Genomic DNA, 17930 nt, shown 5'->3' with positions numbered 1-17930 from the left:
GTCGAGAGCTTGGGGGAGTCGGCAACCGACGACAACGCCGCAGAGGTGCGTGCCAGACCCCGCGTCTGCGGCGTGATCCAAACGACAGGCCCTAGGGTCTGCCGGCTGAAGCGTGTCCGCCGGGGCCTCAGGCGCCCTGCGGGGTGATCAGCAGTACCTTGCCGATGTGGCCGCTCTCCTCCACGACCCGGTGGGCGGCGGCCGCGTCCGGCATCGGAAGCTCGCGGTCGACGACCGGGCGCAGGTGACCGCCGGAGAACAGGGGCCAGACGTGTTCCCGCACGGCCGCGACGATGGCCGCCTTCTCCTCCAGCGGCCGGGCGCGCAGGGACGCCGCTGTTATGGCGGCGCGCTTGGCGAGCAGGGCGCCGATGTTCAGCTCGCCCTTGACGCCGCCCTGCATGCCGATGATCGCGAGCCGGCCGTTGACGGCGAGGGCCTTGACGTTGCGCTCCAGGTACTTGGCGCCCATGTTGTCGAGGATGACGTCGGCACCGGCGCCGTCCGTGGCCTTCCTGACCTCGTCGACGAAGTCCTGCTCGCGGTAGTTGACCAGGATGTCGGCGCCCAGTTCGGCGCACCGGTCCAGCTTCTCCTTGGTGCCGGCCGTGACGGCCACCCTGGCGCCGACGGCCTTGGCGAGCTGGATGGCCATGGTGCCGATGCCGCTGGAGCCGCCGTGCACGAGCAGCGTCTCACCCGGGCGCAGGTGGGCCATCATGAAGACGTTCGACCAGACGGTGCAGGTCACCTCGGGCAGGGCGGCGGCCTGCTTCAGGCCGACGCCCTCCGGCACGGGCAGCAGCTGTCCGGCCGGGACGACCACCTTCTCGGCGTAGCCGCCGCCGGACAGCAGCGCGCACACCTCGTCGCCGCTTTCCCAGCCGGAGACACCGGGGCCGATCTCGGCGATCCGCCCGGAGCACTCCAGGCCGGGGTAGGGGGACGCGCCGGGCGGCGGATCGTAGAAGCCCTGCCGTTGCAGGATGTCGGCCCGGTTGACGGCACCGGCCGTCACCTCGACCAGGACCTCGCCCTCGCCGGGCACGGGATCCGGGACCTCGTCCCAGACCAGCGCCTCGGGCCCACCAGGTTCGGGAATCGTGATCGCATGCATGAGAAGGACGGTACTCCTCGGTCGCCGGACGGAGTCCGGTCCGCCCCCGGGTCGACTCCCCCTCCGTCATTGGTCCGGTCCTGGCCGAAATCCATATGCGAGACCGATGAGTTTGCGCGACGGTGAAGGTCTGCCCATGCGTAGCCCACGTACTCGGAAGGACCCCGAAACATGAGCACGCAGACGTCCGGCCTGGCGATCGAGACCGCGGGCCTGGTGAAAACGTTCGGCGAGACCAGGGCGGTCGACGGAGTGGACCTGTCCGTGCCCGCGGGCACGGTCTACGGCGTCCTCGGCCCGAACGGCGCCGGCAAGACCACCACCGTGAAGATGCTCGCCACACTGCTCCGGCCGGACGGTGGCGAGGCCCATGTCTTCGGCCACGACATCGTCCGCGAGGCCGACGATGTGCGCGGCCGGGTGAGCCTCACCGGCCAGTACGCGTCGGTGGACGAGGACCTCACCGGCACCGAGAACCTGGTCCTGCTGGGCCGCCTGCTCGGCCACCACAAGAAGGCCGCCCGGGACCGCGCCGCCCAGCTCCTGGAGGCCTTCGGGCTCACGGCGGCGGCAGGGAAGCAGGTCAAGCACTACTCGGGCGGCATGCGGCGCCGCATCGACATCGCCGCGTCCATCCTCAACACCCCCGACCTGCTGTTCCTCGACGAGCCGACCACCGGCCTCGACCCGCGCAGCCGCAACCAGGTCTGGGACATCGTGCGGGCCGTCGTCGCCCAGGGCACCACCGTGCTGCTGACCACGCAGTACCTGGACGAGGCCGACCAGCTGGCGTCCCGGATCGCCGTCATCGACCGCGGCCGGGTGATCGCCGAGGGCACCAAGGGCGAGCTGAAGTCGTCCGTCGGCGCCGGATCCGTCCATCTACGACTACGAGATCCGGACCAGCGGACCCTGGCGGCGGACCTGCTGCGCCGGACCCTCGACGCGCAGGTGCAGCCGGAACACGACCCGGTGGCCCTCACCGCCCGCCTCGGTGCGGCGGCGAGCGACGACAGCGCGGCCCAGCAGGCGTCCCGGGCGCTGAGCGAGCTGGCCCACGCCGGAATCACCGTCGACAACTTCTCACTGGGCCAGCCCAGCCTGGACGAGGTGTTCCTCGCCCTCACCGGCCACGACACGCACGACTCCGGCCACGCCGACGGCTCCGGCCACTTTGACGACCCGAAGGACGAGGTGGCGGCATGAGCACCGCGACGACCACCGAGAGCAAGGAACTCGCCCCGGTCAGCGCCGAATCCCTCGCCGCGCTGCTCATCTCCAAGGAGCGTCCGCCCCGGCCCAGCGCCTGGTCGGCCTCTATGACCTTCGGCTGGCGGGCGATCCTCAAGATCAAGCACGTGCCGGAGCAGCTCTTCGACGTCACGGCGTTCCCGATCATGATGGTGCTGATGTACACGTACCTGTTCGGCGGGGCGCTGGCCGGCTCGCCGGAGGAGTACATCCAGTTCCTGCTGCCGGGCATCCTCGTGATGTCGGTCGTGATGATCACGATGTACACGGGCGTCTCGGTCAACACGGACATCGAGAAGGGTGTCTTCGACCGGTTCCGCAGCCTGCCGATCTGGCGGCCGTCGACGATGGTCGGCTATCTGCTCGGCGACGCCCTGCGCTACACCATCGCATCCGTCGTGATGCTCACCGTCGGCATCATCCTCGGCTACCGGCCGGACGGCGGGATCGGCGGAGTGCTCGCCGGGATCGCCCTGCTGGTGCTGTTCTCGTTCGCGTTCTCGTGGATCTGGACGATGTTCGGGCTGATGCTGCGCACCGAGAAGTCGGTGATGGGCGTCAGCATGATGGTGATCTTCCCGCTCACGTTCCTGTCCAACGTCTTCGTCGACCCCAAGACGATGCCGGGCTGGCTCCAGGCGTTCGTCAACAACAGCCCCATCACCCATCTGGCGTCGGCGGTGCGCGGCCTGATGGGCGGCGACTGGCCGGCCGCCGAGGTCGCCTGGTCGCTGGGCTGGGCCGGGCTGTTCGTGCTGGTCTTCGGGCCGATCACGATGCGGCTGTACAACCGGAAGTAGGCCGTGGGGTCTCGGCCGGCCGTCGCGCACGGGGGGCGTGCGTGGCGGCCGGCCTCTCGTCTTGCCGGTCAGCCGCGGGGCATCGGCGGCAACGGCCGGGTGTCGGGCGCGACCTGTGTGCCGGGCGTCGCCCGCACGATCGTGATGAGCCGGTCGGTCAGCTCCAGCGTTCCGACGGCCGGATCGTCGTAGCCGAGCACCCGGTGACCGCGTATGACGCTGACCACCAGGTCGATGATCTCCCGGGGCGTCTTGCCCACCTCGGCCTTGACGACCGGCCGTTCGACGATGTCGAGTCCGCTGCCCTGCTGGATGAGGTCCTCCATCACCATGCCCGCGGAGGGGCTGAGCACGGAGAGGCCGAGCAGACGGCCGGCGGCGCTGGCGCTGGTGATGACCGCGTCGGCGCCCGACTGCTTCAGCAGCGGCGCGTTCTCCTCCTCCCGCACCGCGGCCACGATGTTCGCCCCGCGGTTGAGCTGCCGGGCCGTCAGCGCCACCAGGACCGCCGTGTCGTCGCGCTGCGTGGCGATGATGATCTGGCGTGCCCTGTGCACCTCGGCCCGCTTCAGCACCTCACTGCGCGTCGCGTCCCCGACGATGCCCACGTAGCCCTCGGCGGTCGCGGCGTCGATCACCTTGGAGCTCGGGTCGACCACGACGACCTGTTCCTTCTTCAGCCCCGTCGCACAGACGGTCCGGATCGCCGACCTGCCCTTCGTGCCAAAGCCGATGACGACGGTGTGATCGCGCAACGTGGACCTCCAGCGGGTCAGTCGCCACTCCTCCCGGGTGCGTTCGGTGAGGGCTTCGAGCGTGGTGCCGACCAGGATGATCAGGAACAGCACGCGCAGGGGCGTGATGACGAGGATGTTCGTGAGCCGGGCGGCATCGCTGGCGGGGGTGATGTCGCCGTAGCCGGTGGTGGAGAGGGTGACGGTCGCGTAGTAGAACGCGTCGAGGGGGGTGAGGCCGCCGCCCGCGTTGTCGTTGTAGCCGTCGCGGTCGATGTAGACGATCAGCGCGGTCACGATGAGGACCACCAGTGCCACGGAGAGCCTCTTGGCGACCTGGCGGATCGGGTGCTCCACCACTTTCCTCGGGAGTTTCACCCGATGGGTCACCAGATGCTCGTCCGCCTGGCGGGCAATCGCGTCCTGGCCCGGAAGTTTCACGTGAAACACACCCCGATACCTCCGGACGCCCAAGGCAGGTCGAGCAGTTCCGCCTCCTGCCCCGGACGTGCACCGCCTGGGGGTACGACGGCCAGCGCGTCGGCCGCCGCGATGCCGCGCAGCATGGCCGGACCGTTGTAGTGCAGCGGCACGGCCTGGTCGCCCCGCAGGACGACGGGGACGAGCCGGGTGTCGTGCGGGTGCCCGTGCACGGCGTCCCTGAGCGGCAGCGTGTACGGCTCCGGTGCCGGGCGGGCCGCGAGGGTCCGCAGCAACGGCTCGGCGAGCGTCAGCAGTCCGGAGACGGCCGCGAGCGGGTTGCCCGGCAGGCCGACGAGGTGCTGGGTCTCCACGATGCGCGCCAGCAGCATGGGGTGGCCGGGGCGCACTTTGACGCCGTCCACGAGGAGCTCGGCACCGATGCGGCGCAGGATGGGGTGGACGTGGTCGACGGGGCCCGCGGCGGTGCCGCCGGTGGTGACGACGACATCGGCGTCGGACGTGGTGATCGCCTGGTGCAGGGCGTCGGCGTCGTCACCGACGCGTCGTACGGCGGTGACCTCGGCGCCGAGCGCCCGCAGCCAGGGCGGCAGCATCGGGCCGAGCGCGTCCCGGATCAGACCGTCGTGCGGCCGTCCCTCGGTGAGCAACTCGTCGCCGAGGACGAGGACTTCGGCACGAGGGCGGGGGACGGCGGTGACGGTGTCGTATCCGGCCGCCGCGGCGAGACCGAGTACGGCCGGGGTGACGAGGGTGCCGACGGGGAGCAACTGGTCGCCGCAGCGGCACTCCTGGCCGCGCGGGCGGATGTCCTGGCCGGGGACGACCTCCCGGGTCGCGTGCAGGCGGCCCTTGTCGTCGGTGCGGCCGTGCTCGCTACGCAGGACGGCGGTGGTGTCCGGGGGGATGCGGGCGCCGGTGGCGATCCGGACGGCCTCGCCGTCGGTCAGGGGCTCGTGCGCGGCGTGCCCGGCCAGGACGCCGTCGTCCCGTACGTCCCAGGGGGCGGGCCCGGCGACTGCCCAGCCGTCCATCGCGGAGGTGTCGAAGGAGGGGAGGTCGGTGAGAGCGTCGAGAGGGGCGGCCAGGGTGAGGCCGAGGGCGGCTTCGAGAGGCACGGAGACGGGCGGGCGGCGAGTGGCCCGGGCGGTGCTCCGGGCGGCGTGTTCGGCGGTGGCCCGGGCCTCCGGCCAGGGGGTGGCGCGGTGGCGGGTGTCGGGCCGGGGAGAGGTCTCCGGCCGGTCGGAGGCGTGGCGGCTGTCCGTCTCACCTCGCTCGGCGGGGCCGGGCAGGTCGTTGCTGTTGTTCACGAGGGCGAGCACCTCCTCGACGTCGAGGTCCTCGGCGTCCTCACCGGCGCGTGTGCCGTGCGGGGTCATCCGGCGTCCGGGCGGGTGTCGGGCGTCGCGTCGGGGGCGACGTCACCCTGCACGGGGGTGCTCCCGCGCCCGGCGCCGGAGGGCCGAGTGCCGGACGGTGGGGCCTCGGTGGTGCCCTCCTCCGACCAGCGGGCGGCGAGGGCCGCGGCCTTGCGGGCGGCCTCGGCGACCGCCTCGGGGCCGCCGCCTGCCCGTGCGGCCGCGTAGCCGACGAGAAAGGTGGTCAGCGGCGCCGCCGGCCGGGCCACACCGTGGGCGGCGTCGCGGGCGAGGTCGAGCAGAACGCCGGTGTCGACGTCGAGGTCGATCCCCAGTTCGTCCTTGACGGCGGAAATCCATTCATCCAACACGTGCCCATGCTCCCTGATACGTGCCCTGGCGGTGGCGATGTCGTCCCAGGTGTCGCAGTCGAAGGACGCGACGGGGTCGGAGATACGGGTGAGGTTCAGCTCGGCGACGAGGCGCCGCAGCGGGAGACCGGCGAGACGGTCGTGCCGGTCGGTGAGGAGCGTGAGTACCTCGCGCAGCCGCGGCGCGTCGTAGGCGGCCACGAGGGGCTGGTCACGGCCCTCGGGGTCGGTCAGCAGCACGCCGTCGGCGCCGCTCGCCCGGAGCGTGCTCAGCAGCCGGTCGACGGTGTGTTCCTCCAGGAACGGCAGGTCGGCGGAGAGCACGACGATGTGCTCCGCCGTGGTGTGCCGGAGCCCGGCGTCCAGCGCGGCGACCGGCCCGCCGCCGGGCGGGTCCTCATGGGCCCAGGTCACGGGCCGTGCCGTCGGCCGGGGCGCGGCGACGACGACGGTGCGGCGGGCGCCCGCGCAGGCGGCGAGCACGCGGTCGAGCAGGGCCCGGCCGCCTACCCGCACACCGGGTTTGTCCGCGCCGCCGAGCCGGCGGGCGGCGCCCCCGGCGAGCACGACGGCGTCGTACCCGGCGGGGTCCGGCCGCTGCGCGGGGCCGAAACCGGCGCCGGGTTCACCCGGGAGCTCGTAGGCGGTCACACCCCGAGTATGCGTGCCCCCGCGATCACAAGGAACGCGGGGGAACCGACACGATCACGGGCGCCGGCTCGCGGGCCGAACAGGAATCACAGGGTCCGTCGTGCCGGGGCCGGACGGAATCACGGGGTCCGCCCTTCCGAGGCGGGACGGAATCACAGCGTCCGCCCTTCCGAGGCGGGACGGAATCACAGCGTCCGCAGCAGCACCGCCGGTTGTTCCACGCAGTCGGCCACGTAGCGCAGGAAGCCGCCCGCCGTGCCGCCGTCGCACACCCGGTGGTCGAAGGTGAGCGAAAGCTGGACGACCTGCCGCACCGCCAGCTCGCCCTCGTGCACCCAGGGCTTGGGGACGATGCGGCCGACGCCGAGCATGGCCGCCTCGGGGTGGTTGATGATCGGTGTGGAGCCGTCGACGCCGAAGACTCCGTAGTTGTTCAACGTGAAGGTCCCGCCGGTGAGTTCCGCGGGCGTCAGCGTCCCGGTCCGGCCCGCCTCGGTCAGCCGGGCGAACTCCGCGGTCAGCGACTCGGCGTCGCGCGCGTGCGCGTCCCGCACGACCGGGACGACGAGCCCCCGGTCGGTCTGCGCGGCGAAGCCCAGGTGCACCTGGTCGAACCGGACGACCTCCCTGGCCTCCGCGTCCACGGTGGAGTTGAGCTCGGGGAAGCGGGCGAGGGCCGCGGTGCAGATCCGGGCCAGCAGGGCCAGGAGGGAGATCTTCGGGCCGCCGGCCGCGTTCATGGCCGTGCGCGCCCGCATCAGCTCCGTGGCGTCGGCGTCCACCCAGCAGGTCGCGTCCGGGATCTCGCGACGGCTGCGCGTGAGCTTGTCGGCGACGGCGCCCCGGATGCCCTTGAGCGGGGTGCGGACCTCGCCGTGGGCCGCTGTCGCGGTGGGCTGCGGTGCGGTGGCCGTGCTCGTGGTCTGCCGCACGGGTGTGCGGGGCTCCGCCGTCGGAGCCGTCGCATTCGAATGGGCAGCGGCACGCATCGCGTACTCGACATCCGCCCGCAGGATCAGCCCGTCGGGGCCGGAGCCGGTCAGCTCCCGCAGGTCAAGGCCGTTCTGCCGGGCCAGCCGGCGGACCAGGGGCGAGATCACGGGAACGGGGCCATCCTCGGTCTCGGGGGCACCGGCCTGCCCGTTCAGCGCCGCCGGGACAGCGCCCTGCCCGTTCACCTCCCGGGAGCCTGCCGCGGCCGCACCGGACACCGGCCTCTCCTGCCGCACCCTGCGTCGCCGCGCGGGTGCCTCGGAGGTGCCGTATCCGACCAGGACGTTCCCGGAGGCCTCGGCGCTCGCGGCCCCGGCGTCCCCGGGAACGGACGCCGGCCGCTCCCCCACCGCTACCGTGATCAGCGGCGCCCCGACGGGCAGTTCCGTGCCCTCCTCGCCGAAGCGGGCCGTGACCACACCGCCGTAGGGGCAGGGCACCTCGACCATCGCCTTGGCCGTCTCGACCTCGACGACCGGCTGGTCGACGGCGACCACGTCGCCGACCTCGACCAGCCAGCGCACGATCTCCGCCTCGGTGAGCCCCTCACCGAGGTCCGGCAGCTTGAACTCCAGCACCTGTGCCATCAGCTCTCGGCCTCCCACTGAAGACGTCCCACGGCGTCCAGGATCCGGTCAACACCGGGCAGGTGGTGGCGCTCCAGCATCGGCGGCGGATACGGGACGTCGAACCCGGCCACGCGCAGCACCGGCGCCTCCAGGTAGTGGAAGCAGCGCTCCGTGACCCGGGCCGCGATCTCGCCGCCCGGGCCCCCGAAGGAACCCGACTCGTGGACGACGACCGCGCGTCCCGTCCGCCGCACCGAGGCGCACACCGTCTCGTCGTCGAACGGCACCAGGGAGCGCAGATCGACGACTTCGAGGTCCCAGCCCTCGGCCCGGGCCGCCTCGGCCGCCTCCCTGCAGACGGGTAGGGACGGCCCGTACGTGATGAGCGTGGCGCTCCGGCCCGAGCGCCGCACCACCGCGCGGCCGATCGGTTCAACGGGCACCGGCTCCTCGGGGTTCCAGGAGTCCTTCGACCAGTACAGCCGCTTCGGCTCCAGGAAGACGACAGGGTCGTCGGAGGCGATCGCGGCGCGCAGCAGACCGTAGGCGTCGGCGACGGTGGCCGGCGTGACGACATGGAGCCCCGGAGTCGCCATGTAGTACGCCTCGGAGGAGTCGCTGTGGTGCTCGACGCCGCCGATGCCGCCGCCGTAGGGCACGCGGATGGTGATCGGGAGCGGCATGCTGCCGCGGGTGCGGTTGCGCATGCGGGACACGTGCGAGATGAGCTGTTCGAACGCCGGGTAGGCGAACGCGTCGAACTGCATCTCCACGACCGGGCGCAGGCCGTACATGGCCATGCCCACCGCCGTGCCCAGGATCCCCGCTTCCGCGAGCGGGGTGTCCGTGCAGCGGTCCTCGCCGAACTCCTTGGCGAGTCCGTCGGTGACGCGGAAGACGCCGCCGAGGGTGCCGACGTCCTCGCCCATGACGTGCACGGCGGGGTCGGCGGCCATGGCGTCGCGCAGCGCGCGCGTGAGGGCCTGCGCCATGGTGGCCGGCTTGACGGCGACGGTGGTCATCGGTGCGTGCCCCCCTCCGGCTCGGCCTCGGCCTCGGCCTCCAGCTCGGCCCGCAACTGCTCCCGCTGCTCGCGCAGTTGGGCGGTGGGCTCGCCGTAGACGTGGGCGAACAGGTCCATGGGGTCGAGCGCCGGGTCCTGGTTCATGTGCTCGCGCAGGTCGGCGGCCATCGCCTCGGCGGCGTCCCGTGCGGCCTGCTTCCCGGCCTCGTCGAGCAGGCCGCGCGCGGTCAGCTCCCGCTCCAGCAGCTGGATCGGGTCGTGCTCGCGCCAGGTCTCGACCTCGGCGTCGCCGCGGTAGCGGGTCGCGTCGTCGGCGTTGGTGTGGGCGTCGACGCGGTAGGTGATCGCCTCGACGAGGGTGGGTCCGCCGCCGGCGCGCGCGTGCCGTACGGCGTCGCTCAGCACCTCGTGCACGGCGGCGGCGTCGTTGCCGTCGACCAGGCGGCCGGGCATGCCGTAGCCGACGGCCTTGTGGGCCAGCGACGGGGCCGCGGTCTGCTTGGCGAGCGGGACGGAGATCGCGAAGCCGTTGTTCTGCACCAGGAAGACGACGGGGGCCTGCCAGACGGCGGCGAAGTTCAGCGCCTCGTGGAAGTCGCCCTCGCTGGTGCCGCCGTCGCCGACCATGGCCAGCGCCACCACGTCGTCGCCCTTGAGACGGGCGGCGTGCGCGAGGCCCACGGCGTGCGGCAGCTGGGTGGCGAGCGGGGTGCACAGGGGGGCGACCCGGTGTTCGTACGGGTCGTAGCCGGTGTGCCAGTCGCCGCGCAGCAGCGTGAGCGCCTCGACGGGGTCCACACCGCGCGCCACGACGGCGAGCGTGTCGCGGTAGCTGGGGAAGAGCCAGTCCCGCTCCTCCAGCACGAGCGCGGCGGCGATCTGGCAGGCCTCCTGGCCGGTGGAGGAGGGGTAGACGGCGAGGCGGCCCTGCTTGGTGAGCGCGGTGGCCTGCGCGTTGTAGCGGCGACCTCGGACCAGCTGGGCGTACAGCGTCCGCAGCAGCTCCGGGTCGGCCTTCGCGGCGGCCTCGGTGCCGAGGACGCGGTACGGCTCAGCGTCGGGCAGCAGCGGCACGGGGTCCGTGCGGGGCTGCCAGGCGGGCGGCGGGGTCGGCCGGTACGCGCCCCGCTGCTCCATGACCGTCATGACGGCACCTCCTCGTGGGAGCGGCTTCGTGCAGGCGCGTCGGCTGTGATGCGCCTCACCTACCGATTGTTCGGTCGCCGGCACAATTTGGCTACGGGTGCCCCGAGGCTGTGGACAAACGGTTCTCCACAGCCTGTGATGGACGCAGTACGTCCATGGTAGGGAGGCGGGCGCGGGTGGCATCTGAACAAATGGCCGAAAGCCAGGACGACAGCGGCCTGCTGCCGCCGCCGCGTCCGCTGGACGCCATCGACCAGGACATCCTGCGCATGCTCCAGGCGGACGGCCGCGCCTCGATACGGTCGGTCGCCGAACGGGTCCACGTCTCGCGCGCCAACGCCTACTCCCGCATCAACCGGCTCGTCGAGGACGGTGTCATCCGCGGCTTCGGCGCCCGTGTCAACCACGAACGGGCAGGTCAGGGGACGTCCGCCTACATCACCCTGAAGATCGTGCAGAACTCCTGGCGCACGGTGCGCGAGGAGCTCAGACAGCTGCCCGGCGCCTCGCACATCGCCCTGGTGGGCGGGGATTTCGACGTACTGCTGCTGGTGCACGTGTCCGACAACCGGGCGCTTCGCGAGCTGGTGCTGACCCGGCTCCAGGCGATCGAACAGGTGCTCAGCACGCGCACGCTGCTGGTGTTCGAGGAGGAGGACCTGGAGCCACAGGGGTGAGCTATCCGGCTTTGCGCAGCCCCCCGAACGCCAGCTGCACCACCGCGTCGGCCACCTCGCGCTCGTTCATGCCCCGCCCGCCCGGCTTGTACCACTCGACGATCGAGTTGATCATCCCGAAGACCAGCCGGGTCACCAGCCGGACCTCTATGTCGCCGCGCACGTCACCGTCCGCCGCGGCGGCCTTCAGCAGGTCGGCGACCCGGTGGTCGAACTCGCGGCGGCGCTCCAGGGCCCACCGCTCGGTGTCCGTGTTGCCGCGCACGCGCAGCAGGAGGGTCACATAGGGCAGCTCGGCTATGAGCACCTCGACCATGCGCCGGACGACGTACTCCAGGCGCTCGGCGGCGCGCCCCACGCGCGCGTGCTCCTCGTCGAGGATCCCGAAGAGGCCGTCCAGTGCCCGGCTCACGGCCCGGCGCAGCAGCTCCTCCTTGCCGGTGACGTGGTGGTAGATCGACGACTTGGAGATGCCGGCCGCCTTGGAGAGGTGCTCCATGGAGGTGCCGTCGTAGCCGCGCTCGTTGAACACCCGGACGGCGACGGACAGCAGGGTGTCCGGCGTGTACGTGTCGCGTTTGGGGGTGGTCATGAGGCTGTGCCCTCCCGCTTGTCGGAGGCGTGGGCGTGGCGGTACAGCGCGAGGGACGGCGCGTAACGCCCCGAGGGGTCGCGCAGGTGGAGGTCGTCCAGGAGCGCGTAGGCCCAGTAGCGGCCGAGCCGGCGGCTCCACTCGAAGGGACCCAGGGGGTAGTTGACGCCGAGGCGCATCGCGGTGTCGATGTCCTCCTCGGTGGCCACGCCCTTGGCGACGGCGTCGTGCGCCAGGTCGATGATCCGCGCGACCGTCCGGGCGACGATCATCCCGGGGACGTCGCCGATGACGCTGACCTTCTTGCCGAGCGCCTGGAACAGGCCGATGGCCTCGGCGAGGGTCTGCGCGGAGGTGTCCTGGGAGGCGGACAGGGCGATGCGGGTGGCCTTGCGGTAGTCCAGGGCGAGGTCGAAGTAGACGACGTCCCGGAACTCCACGGAGGTCTGCCCGTCGGCGAGGGCGAGCTGGCCGCCGCTCGGCAGCACCAGGCGGGTGCCGTTGTCCTCGTCCTCGTCGCGCACCGGGATGCCCGCCTCGCGGATCAGCGCGAGCAGGTCGGCGGCCGGGCCGAGGTCGCCCTCGGCGACGACGTACGCGGGCGGCTGCCGCTGCTCGGCGGTGTCCGCCTCGGGGCGCTCGGCCCCGGCCCGGTGGTCGTACCAGCCGTGGCCGGTCTTGCGGCCCAGCCGGCCGGACTCGACCAGGCGCCGCTGGGCGAGGGACGGTGTGAAGCGCACGTCCTGGAAGAAGGACTGCCAGACCGACTGCGTGACGGACTCGTTGACGTCCTGGCCGATCAGGTCGGTCAGCTCGAACGCGCCCATCCTGAAGCCGCCCGACTCGCGCAGCACGGCGTCGATGGTGGCCGGGTCGGCGCCCTGCGCCTCGTACACCGCGAAGGCCTCTGCGTAGAAGGGCCGGGCGATGCGGTTGACGATGAAGCCGGGGGTGTCCGCGCAGGCGACCGGCGTCTTGCCCCAGGCGCGGGCGGTCTCGTACGCGCGCGTGGCGTACGTGACGTCCGTGGCGAACCCGGAGACGACCTCGACCAGCGGCAGCAGCGGCGCGGGGTTGAAGAAGTGCAGGCCCACGAAGCGGCCGGGGGAGCGCAGGGCGCCGCCGATGGCGGTGACGGACAGGGAGGAGGTGTTGGTGGCGAGCAGGCAGTCCTCGGCGACGACGCCCTCCAGCTCGCGGTACAGGTCCTGTTTGACGTCCAGCCGCTCCAGGACCGCCTCGACGACCAGGGCGCAGTCCGCCAGCTCGGAGAGGTTGTCGGCGGGCAGCAGCCGGGCGCGGGCGGCGTCCCGGTCGGCGCCGGTGAGCCGGTCCTTCTCGACGAGCCGGTCCAGGCGGGCCCCGATCGCGTCGGCCGCCTCCCGCGCCCGACCGGGGAGGGCGTCGTACAGCCGTACGGGATGGCCCGCGACCAGCGCGACCTGGGCGATTCCCTGGCCCATGGTGCCGGTGCCGACGACGGCCACGGGGCTGCTGAGGTCGAGTGCTGTCATGTGCGCGATCCTCCCGCACGGGGTTTTCCACAGATGCGGCGGACCCCCTTGAACCGACCGATCGTTCGGTTACTCTAGCTCTGTCCGAGTGTTCCTGCCCAGGTTTCTGCCCAGGTCATGAACTCGACGAAGAGTTCTTGAGACGAGGAGTTGGTCACCCATGACCGCCGCACTCTCGGCGCACGAGCTGATCGCCCGGCACCGGTCCACCCTCGACCAGGCGCTGGAAGCGATCCGCACGCGCGCGTACTGGTCCCCGCACCCCGAGCACCCCAAGGCCTACGGGGAGACCGGCAGCCTGGACGCGGCCGCGGGCAAGGCCGCCTTCGACGCCCTGCTCGGCACCCGCCTCGACCTCGGCCAGCCGGGCACTGACGACTGGGTGGGCGGCGAGACGTCCCCGTACGGCATCGACCTGGGCGTGACGTACCCGCACGCGGACCTCGATGTGCTGCTGCCCGCCATGAAGGCCGGTCAGCGGGCCTGGCGGGACGCGGGCGCGGAGCAGCGCGCGGTGGTCTGCCTGGAGATCCTCAAGCGCATCAGCGACCGGACGCACGAGTTCGCGCACGCGGTCATGCACACCTCCGGCCAGGCGTTCATGATGGCGTTCCAGGCGGGCGGACCGCACGCGCAGGACCGCGGCCTGGAGGCGGTGGCGTACGCGTACGTGGAGCAGGTGCGCACGCCCGACACGGCGGAGTGGACCAAGCCCCAGGGCAAGCGCGACCCGCTGGCGATGACCAAGCAGTTCACGCCCGTCCCGCGCGGCATCGGCCTGGTCATCGGCTGCAACACCTTCCCGACGTGGAACGGCTACCCGGGCCTGTTCGCCTCCCTCGCCACCGGCAACGCGGTCCTGGTCAAGCCCCACCCACGCGCGGTGCTGCCCCTCGCGCTCACGGTGCAGGTCGCCCGCGAGGTACTCGCCGAGTCCGGCCTCGACCCGAACCTGGTGGCACTGGCCGCCGAACGCCCCGGCGAGGGCCTCGCCAAGACGCTCGCCCTGCGCCCCGAGATCCGGATCATCGACTACACGGGCTCGACCGCGTTCGGCGAGTGGCTGGAGGCCAACGCCCGCCAGGCCCAGGTCTACACGGAGAAGGCCGGCGTCAACTCGGTGGTCGTCCACTCCACGTCCGACTACAAGGGCATGCTCTCCAACCTGGCGTTCTCGCTGTCCCTGTACAGCGGCCAGATGTGCACGACCCCGCAGAACCTGCTCGTCCCGCGCGAGGGCATCTCCACGGACCAGGGGCCCAAGTCGTACGACGAGGTGGTCGCCGACCTCGCCAAGGCGGTCGACGGGCTGCTGGGCGACGACGCCCGGGCGAACGCGCTGCTGGGCGCGATCGTCAACCCGGACGTGAAGGCCCGGCTGGAGGCCGCGGCGGGGCTGGGTGAAGTGGCCCTGGCCTCCCGGGAGATCACCAACCCGGACTTCCCTGGTGCGGTCGTCCGTACGCCTGTGATCGTGAAGCTGGACGGGGCCAAGCCGGATGCCGAGGCCGCGTACATGAGCGAGTGCTTCGGGCCGGTCTCCTTCGCCGTGGCGGTGGACTCGGCGGCGGACGCGGCGGCGTTGTTGCGGCGGACCGTCCGTGAGAAGGGTGCGATGACCGTCGGGGCGTACACGACCGACCCGGAGGTCGAGCAGGCCGTGCAGGAGGTGTGCCTGGAGGAGGCGGCGCAGTTGTCGCTGAATCTCACGGGCGGGGTGTACGTGAACCAGACGGCCGCGTTCTCCGACTTCCACGGGTCGGGGGGCAACCCGGCGGCGAGTGCGGCGCTGTGTGACGGGGCGTTCGTCGCCAACCGGTTCAGGGTCATCGAGGTGCGGCGGGAGTCCTAAGCCATACCGCAGCTCCAGTGGTACAGGGTCATCGCCACGCTCGTCGCCAGGTTGTAGCTGCTGACCTGGGGGCGCATCGGCAGGGACAGCAAGTGGTCCGCCCTCGCGCGCAGGTCGGGGGACAGGCCGGTGCGTTCGGAGCCGAAGGCGAGGACGGCGTCGTCCGGGAGCTTGATGCCCCGGATGTCGTCGCCCTCCGGGTCGAGTGCGAACAGCGGGCCGGACGGCAGGTCGGACACCTCAAGACGCTCCACCGCCGTCGCGAAGTGCAGCCCGGCCCCGCCGCGGACGACCGTGGGGTGCCAGGGGTCGACCGTCCCGGTGGTGACCACGCCCGTCGCCCCGAAGCCCGCGGCCAGGCGGATCACCGCCCCCGCGTTGCCCAGGTTGCGCGGGTTGTCGAGGACCACGACCGGGGCCGTGCGGGGCGTGTGCGCCAGCCTCTCGAGGTTGGACGCGCGGGAGGGCCGTACGGCCAGGGCGGCCACGGCGGTGGGGTGCGGACGCGGGACGAACGACGCGTACGTCTCGTGCGGCACCTCCGTCAGCAGCCCGGCCAGCACGTCCCGTACGTCCGGGGCCAGCTCGTCGGCGAGGGCGAGCGTGGCCGCCCGGTCGGCGGTGACCGCGACCGGCACCTCGGCGCCGAACCGCACGGCGTGCTTGAGGGCGTGGAAGCCGTCGAGCAGGACGGTGCCGCCGGCGAGCCGGCGCCAGACGGTCACGGGGTCGGTCATGCCCCGAAGCCTACGTGTGTGGCCTCGGGGCGCTCGTGGGCATGCTGCTCGGGGGCCTGAGCGGGCGCGGCCCGCCGCAGCAGCCGGTCGCGCGCGCGTGCCGCCGGGCCGCCCATGCGGCGCAGGAAGGTCGTCGGCAGGAACACCGCGTCCGCCGCGATCATCGCCAGAGAGAAGAACGGCAGTCCGAGGACGACGGCGATCACGGCGTGCTCAGTGATCATGACCGCCAGCAGGACGTTCTTCACGCGCCGGTTGAACAGCGTGAACGGGAAGGCGACCTGCACGAGGACCGTCCCGTAGGTCACGAGCATCACCATCGTGCCGCTGGCGGACAGCAGGTCGGCGAGCCCGGGCCAGGGCGAGAAGTACTCCAGGTGGAGCGGGTAGTAGACGGCGGTGCCGTCCTGCCAGCGGGAGCCCTGGATCTTGTACCAGCCGGCCGTCGCGTAGATCAGGCACGCCTCGGCCATGATCACGAGCAGGGCACCGTTGTGCACGATGTTGGCGACGACGTCGAGCATGATCCGCGGCTCCCCGGGCTTCGCGCGGCGCCCCGTCAGCCACCACAGGGCCTGCGCCACCCACACGGCCCACAGCAGCGCCGGTATCAGCCAGTCGCCCTCCATCCGGCCGGCCAGGGTCGCCCCGACCAGCACGAATCCGAGCACACCCCAAAGGGCCGGGCCCGTCCGGTCCGTGACGCGCTCGCCCCGCGCGTGTGCCGCCCGGGCGCGCGCGGCCCTGCGGGCGTCCAGCGACCACACCTGGGCGCAGCGCGTGAACACCAGGTAGATCGACATCAGGTGCAGCACGTTGTCGCCGCCGTCGCCCATGAAGACGCTGCGGTTCTGCAGCGACAGCACGCCGACCATGAACAGCACCGACATCGTGCGGGTGCGCCAGCCCAGCATCAGCAGGGCGCCGGCGAGGACCGCGAGCAGGTAGACGATCTCGAACCAGGTCCCGCCGTCCGACCACATCAGAACGGTGAAGGCCTTGTTGGTCCCGATCAGCTGCTCGGCGAGATCCCAGCTCCAGGGACCGTCGGGGCCGTAGAGCTCGTGGCGGTGGGGGAGCTCGCGCAGCAGGAAGAGCAGCCAGGTCGCGCTGAAGCCGATGCGGATCACGGCGGTCTGGTACGGGCCGAGGGCGGCCTCGGTGACCCGGGCGATGCCGCGCGAGACGGCCAGGGAGAAGCGGTTCACCGCACGCCTCCCCCGGCCTCGTCCGCCGGCACCCGCCACCACGGCAGCTCGCGGTAGGCCGGTGTCGTGGAGACCTTCTCCCGGCTCCACTGAGGCGCGGGCACGTTGCTGGTGCGGGAGCGGACCTGGACGCGCTCGATGGCACCGCCGCCCCCGGTGGTGGCCCGCACGGCGTCGTCGCGGTCGAGGCGCAGCACCACGATCCGGCGCAGGTACGACTCGGAGAGCGAGCCGCGCAGGCCCACCGGGCGGTTCTCGCCGTCGTGCGTGGCGAGGAAGAAGTCCCAGGCGCGGCGCAGCTCGTTCTGCTGGGTGTGGCTGGGCAGCAGGTTGCCGTCGATGGCCCGGCCGTCCTCGGCGGACAGGTCGTACCAGCCGGTGGTCAGCGTCCCGCCCTCCCCGTCGCGGACCTCGGCGCGGACCTGGATGGAGATGTTCTGCTGGAGCGGGTTCGGCGCGAAGAGCTTCCAGTTCTGCTCGAACTCCGGATAGATCCAGTCGTCCACGGCCTTGCCGTGCTCCCGGGTGACGGTGTTCGGCGGCGCGACGTGCAGGAACGTCATCCCGAGGTGCACGCACACCCCGACCGCGACGACCGCGAGCGCCAGCGCGACACCGATCTGATAGCGGAGCGAGAGCGCGGCGATGCCGGCGCGGGGTTCGGCGGGCGGATCCGGCACGGCAGGCCCGCCCGACTCGGCCGGCACGCCCGACTCGGCCGGCACACCCGGCTCGGCCGGCCGGTCCGGCCCGTGCCGGGCGTTCGAGCCTCCGTCGTACGCGTCCATTCCGCCCCGTTCCACGATCCCGGTCCGTCGTTCCGTCCGCCCGGCCCCAAGGGCGTCGTACCGCCCGCGCACCGCTGCGCGACGTCGGCACGGGCACGGTACTCAGG

The 17930-nt window shown here is 72.3% G+C and carries 16 protein-coding genes; 4 read left to right on the top strand and 12 right to left on the bottom strand.

Annotated elements, in window-relative coordinates; translation table 11 throughout:
- Window positions 1-127: 127 nt before the first annotated feature.
- On the bottom strand, window positions 128-1117 hold the full coding sequence (locus ACIBNA_RS09885; protein WP_399164707.1) for an NAD(P)H-quinone oxidoreductase: 990 nt from the start codon (window positions 1115-1117) through the stop codon (window positions 128-130).
- Window positions 1118-1288: 171 nt separating this feature from the next.
- Here ACIBNA_RS09885 and ACIBNA_RS09880 point away from each other — a divergent pair, with 171 nt between their 5' ends.
- Complete coding sequence (locus tag ACIBNA_RS09880) at window positions 1289-2323, top strand: ATP-binding cassette domain-containing protein (protein WP_399164706.1); 1035 nt, start codon at window positions 1289-1291, stop codon at window positions 2321-2323.
- A complete protein-coding gene (locus ACIBNA_RS09875; RefSeq protein ID WP_399164705.1) occupies window positions 2320-3168 on the top strand; it encodes an ABC transporter permease in 849 nt (282 codons plus the stop codon). Before ACIBNA_RS09880 ends, ACIBNA_RS09875 begins: the two co-directional genes overlap by 4 nt.
- A 68-nt stretch (window positions 3169-3236) precedes the next feature.
- Here the strand turns inward: ACIBNA_RS09875 and ACIBNA_RS09870 are convergent, their stop codons facing one another.
- The 6 genes from ACIBNA_RS09870 to pdhA all read right to left on the bottom strand — a co-directional run bounded on the left by ACIBNA_RS09870 (window position 3237) and on the right by pdhA (window position 10455).
- Window positions 3237-4343 carry a potassium channel family protein gene (locus ACIBNA_RS09870; protein WP_399164704.1) on the bottom strand — a complete coding sequence of 369 codons (1107 nt, stop codon included), beginning with the start codon at window positions 4341-4343 and terminating at the stop codon, window positions 3237-3239.
- Window positions 4340-5722, bottom strand: coding sequence for a molybdopterin molybdotransferase MoeA (locus ACIBNA_RS09865; protein WP_399164703.1), 1383 nt, complete (start codon window positions 5720-5722; stop codon window positions 4340-4342). Before ACIBNA_RS09865 ends, ACIBNA_RS09870 begins: the two co-directional genes overlap by 4 nt.
- Complete coding sequence (locus tag ACIBNA_RS09860) at window positions 5719-6723, bottom strand: NTP transferase domain-containing protein (RefSeq protein WP_399164702.1); 1005 nt, start codon at window positions 6721-6723, stop codon at window positions 5719-5721. The genes ACIBNA_RS09865 and ACIBNA_RS09860 overlap by 4 nt, the downstream gene beginning before the upstream one ends.
- Before the next feature lie 185 nt (window positions 6724-6908).
- A complete protein-coding gene (locus tag ACIBNA_RS09855; protein WP_399164701.1) occupies window positions 6909-8303 on the bottom strand; it encodes a dihydrolipoamide acetyltransferase family protein in 1395 nt (464 codons plus the stop codon).
- Window positions 8303-9307 carry an alpha-ketoacid dehydrogenase subunit beta gene (locus tag ACIBNA_RS09850; protein WP_399164700.1) on the bottom strand — a complete coding sequence of 335 codons (1005 nt, stop codon included), beginning with the start codon at window positions 9305-9307 and terminating at the stop codon, window positions 8303-8305. Before ACIBNA_RS09850 ends, ACIBNA_RS09855 begins: the two co-directional genes overlap by 1 nt.
- Window positions 9304-10455: a pyruvate dehydrogenase (acetyl-transferring) E1 component subunit alpha gene (gene pdhA / locus ACIBNA_RS09845; RefSeq protein ID WP_399164699.1), complete on the bottom strand. Its 1152-nt coding sequence runs from the start codon at window positions 10453-10455 to the stop codon at window positions 9304-9306. Before pdhA ends, ACIBNA_RS09850 begins: the two co-directional genes overlap by 4 nt.
- Window positions 10456-10646: 191 nt before the next feature.
- Between pdhA and ACIBNA_RS09840 the strand changes: the two genes are divergently transcribed.
- A complete protein-coding gene (locus tag ACIBNA_RS09840; protein ID WP_399164722.1) occupies window positions 10647-11132 on the top strand; it encodes an Lrp/AsnC family transcriptional regulator in 486 nt (161 codons plus the stop codon).
- Between the two features lies 1 nt (window position 11133).
- On the opposite strand, the gene ACIBNA_RS09835 is transcribed toward ACIBNA_RS09840, so the two are convergent.
- Window positions 11134-11724, bottom strand: a complete 591-nt coding sequence (locus ACIBNA_RS09835) for a TetR/AcrR family transcriptional regulator (protein WP_274817659.1) — start codon at window positions 11722-11724, stop codon at window positions 11134-11136.
- A complete protein-coding gene (locus ACIBNA_RS09830; protein ID WP_399164698.1) occupies window positions 11721-13238 on the bottom strand; it encodes a 3-hydroxyacyl-CoA dehydrogenase in 1518 nt (505 codons plus the stop codon). The genes ACIBNA_RS09835 and ACIBNA_RS09830 overlap by 4 nt, the downstream gene beginning before the upstream one ends.
- 160 nt (window positions 13239-13398) lie before the next feature.
- Here ACIBNA_RS09830 and paaN point away from each other — a divergent pair, with 160 nt between their 5' ends.
- On the top strand, window positions 13399-15090 hold the full coding sequence (gene paaN, locus ACIBNA_RS09825) for a phenylacetic acid degradation protein PaaN (protein ID WP_399164697.1): 1692 nt from the start codon (window positions 13399-13401) through the stop codon (window positions 15088-15090).
- On the opposite strand, the gene ACIBNA_RS09820 is transcribed toward paaN, so the two are convergent.
- The 3 genes from ACIBNA_RS09820 to ACIBNA_RS09810 are packed head-to-tail and all read right to left on the bottom strand — an operon-like array spanning window position 15087 to window position 17823.
- Entirely contained in the window at window positions 15087-15827 is a 741-nt protein-coding gene (locus ACIBNA_RS09820) for a TrmH family RNA methyltransferase (RefSeq protein WP_399164696.1), read from the bottom strand. The two genes, paaN and ACIBNA_RS09820, sit on opposite strands and share 4 nt — an antisense overlap.
- The gene (locus tag ACIBNA_RS09815; RefSeq protein WP_399164695.1) at window positions 15824-17035 is read right to left on the bottom strand and encodes an HTTM domain-containing protein; all 1212 of its coding nucleotides are present in this window, start codon (window positions 17033-17035) and stop codon (window positions 15824-15826) included. Before ACIBNA_RS09815 ends, ACIBNA_RS09820 begins: the two co-directional genes overlap by 4 nt.
- The gene (locus ACIBNA_RS09810; protein WP_399164694.1) at window positions 17032-17823 is read right to left on the bottom strand and encodes a DUF5819 family protein; all 792 of its coding nucleotides are present in this window, start codon (window positions 17821-17823) and stop codon (window positions 17032-17034) included. The genes ACIBNA_RS09815 and ACIBNA_RS09810 overlap by 4 nt, the downstream gene beginning before the upstream one ends.
- Window positions 17824-17930: the final 107 nt, after the last annotated feature.

Origin of the sequence: Streptomyces sp. NPDC050164 (assembly GCF_044459945.1) — a bacterium.
GTDB lineage: Bacteria > Actinomycetota > Actinomycetes > Streptomycetales > Streptomycetaceae > Streptomyces > Streptomyces coeruleorubidus_A.
This window is presented reverse-complemented; position numbering and strand designations above follow the sequence as displayed.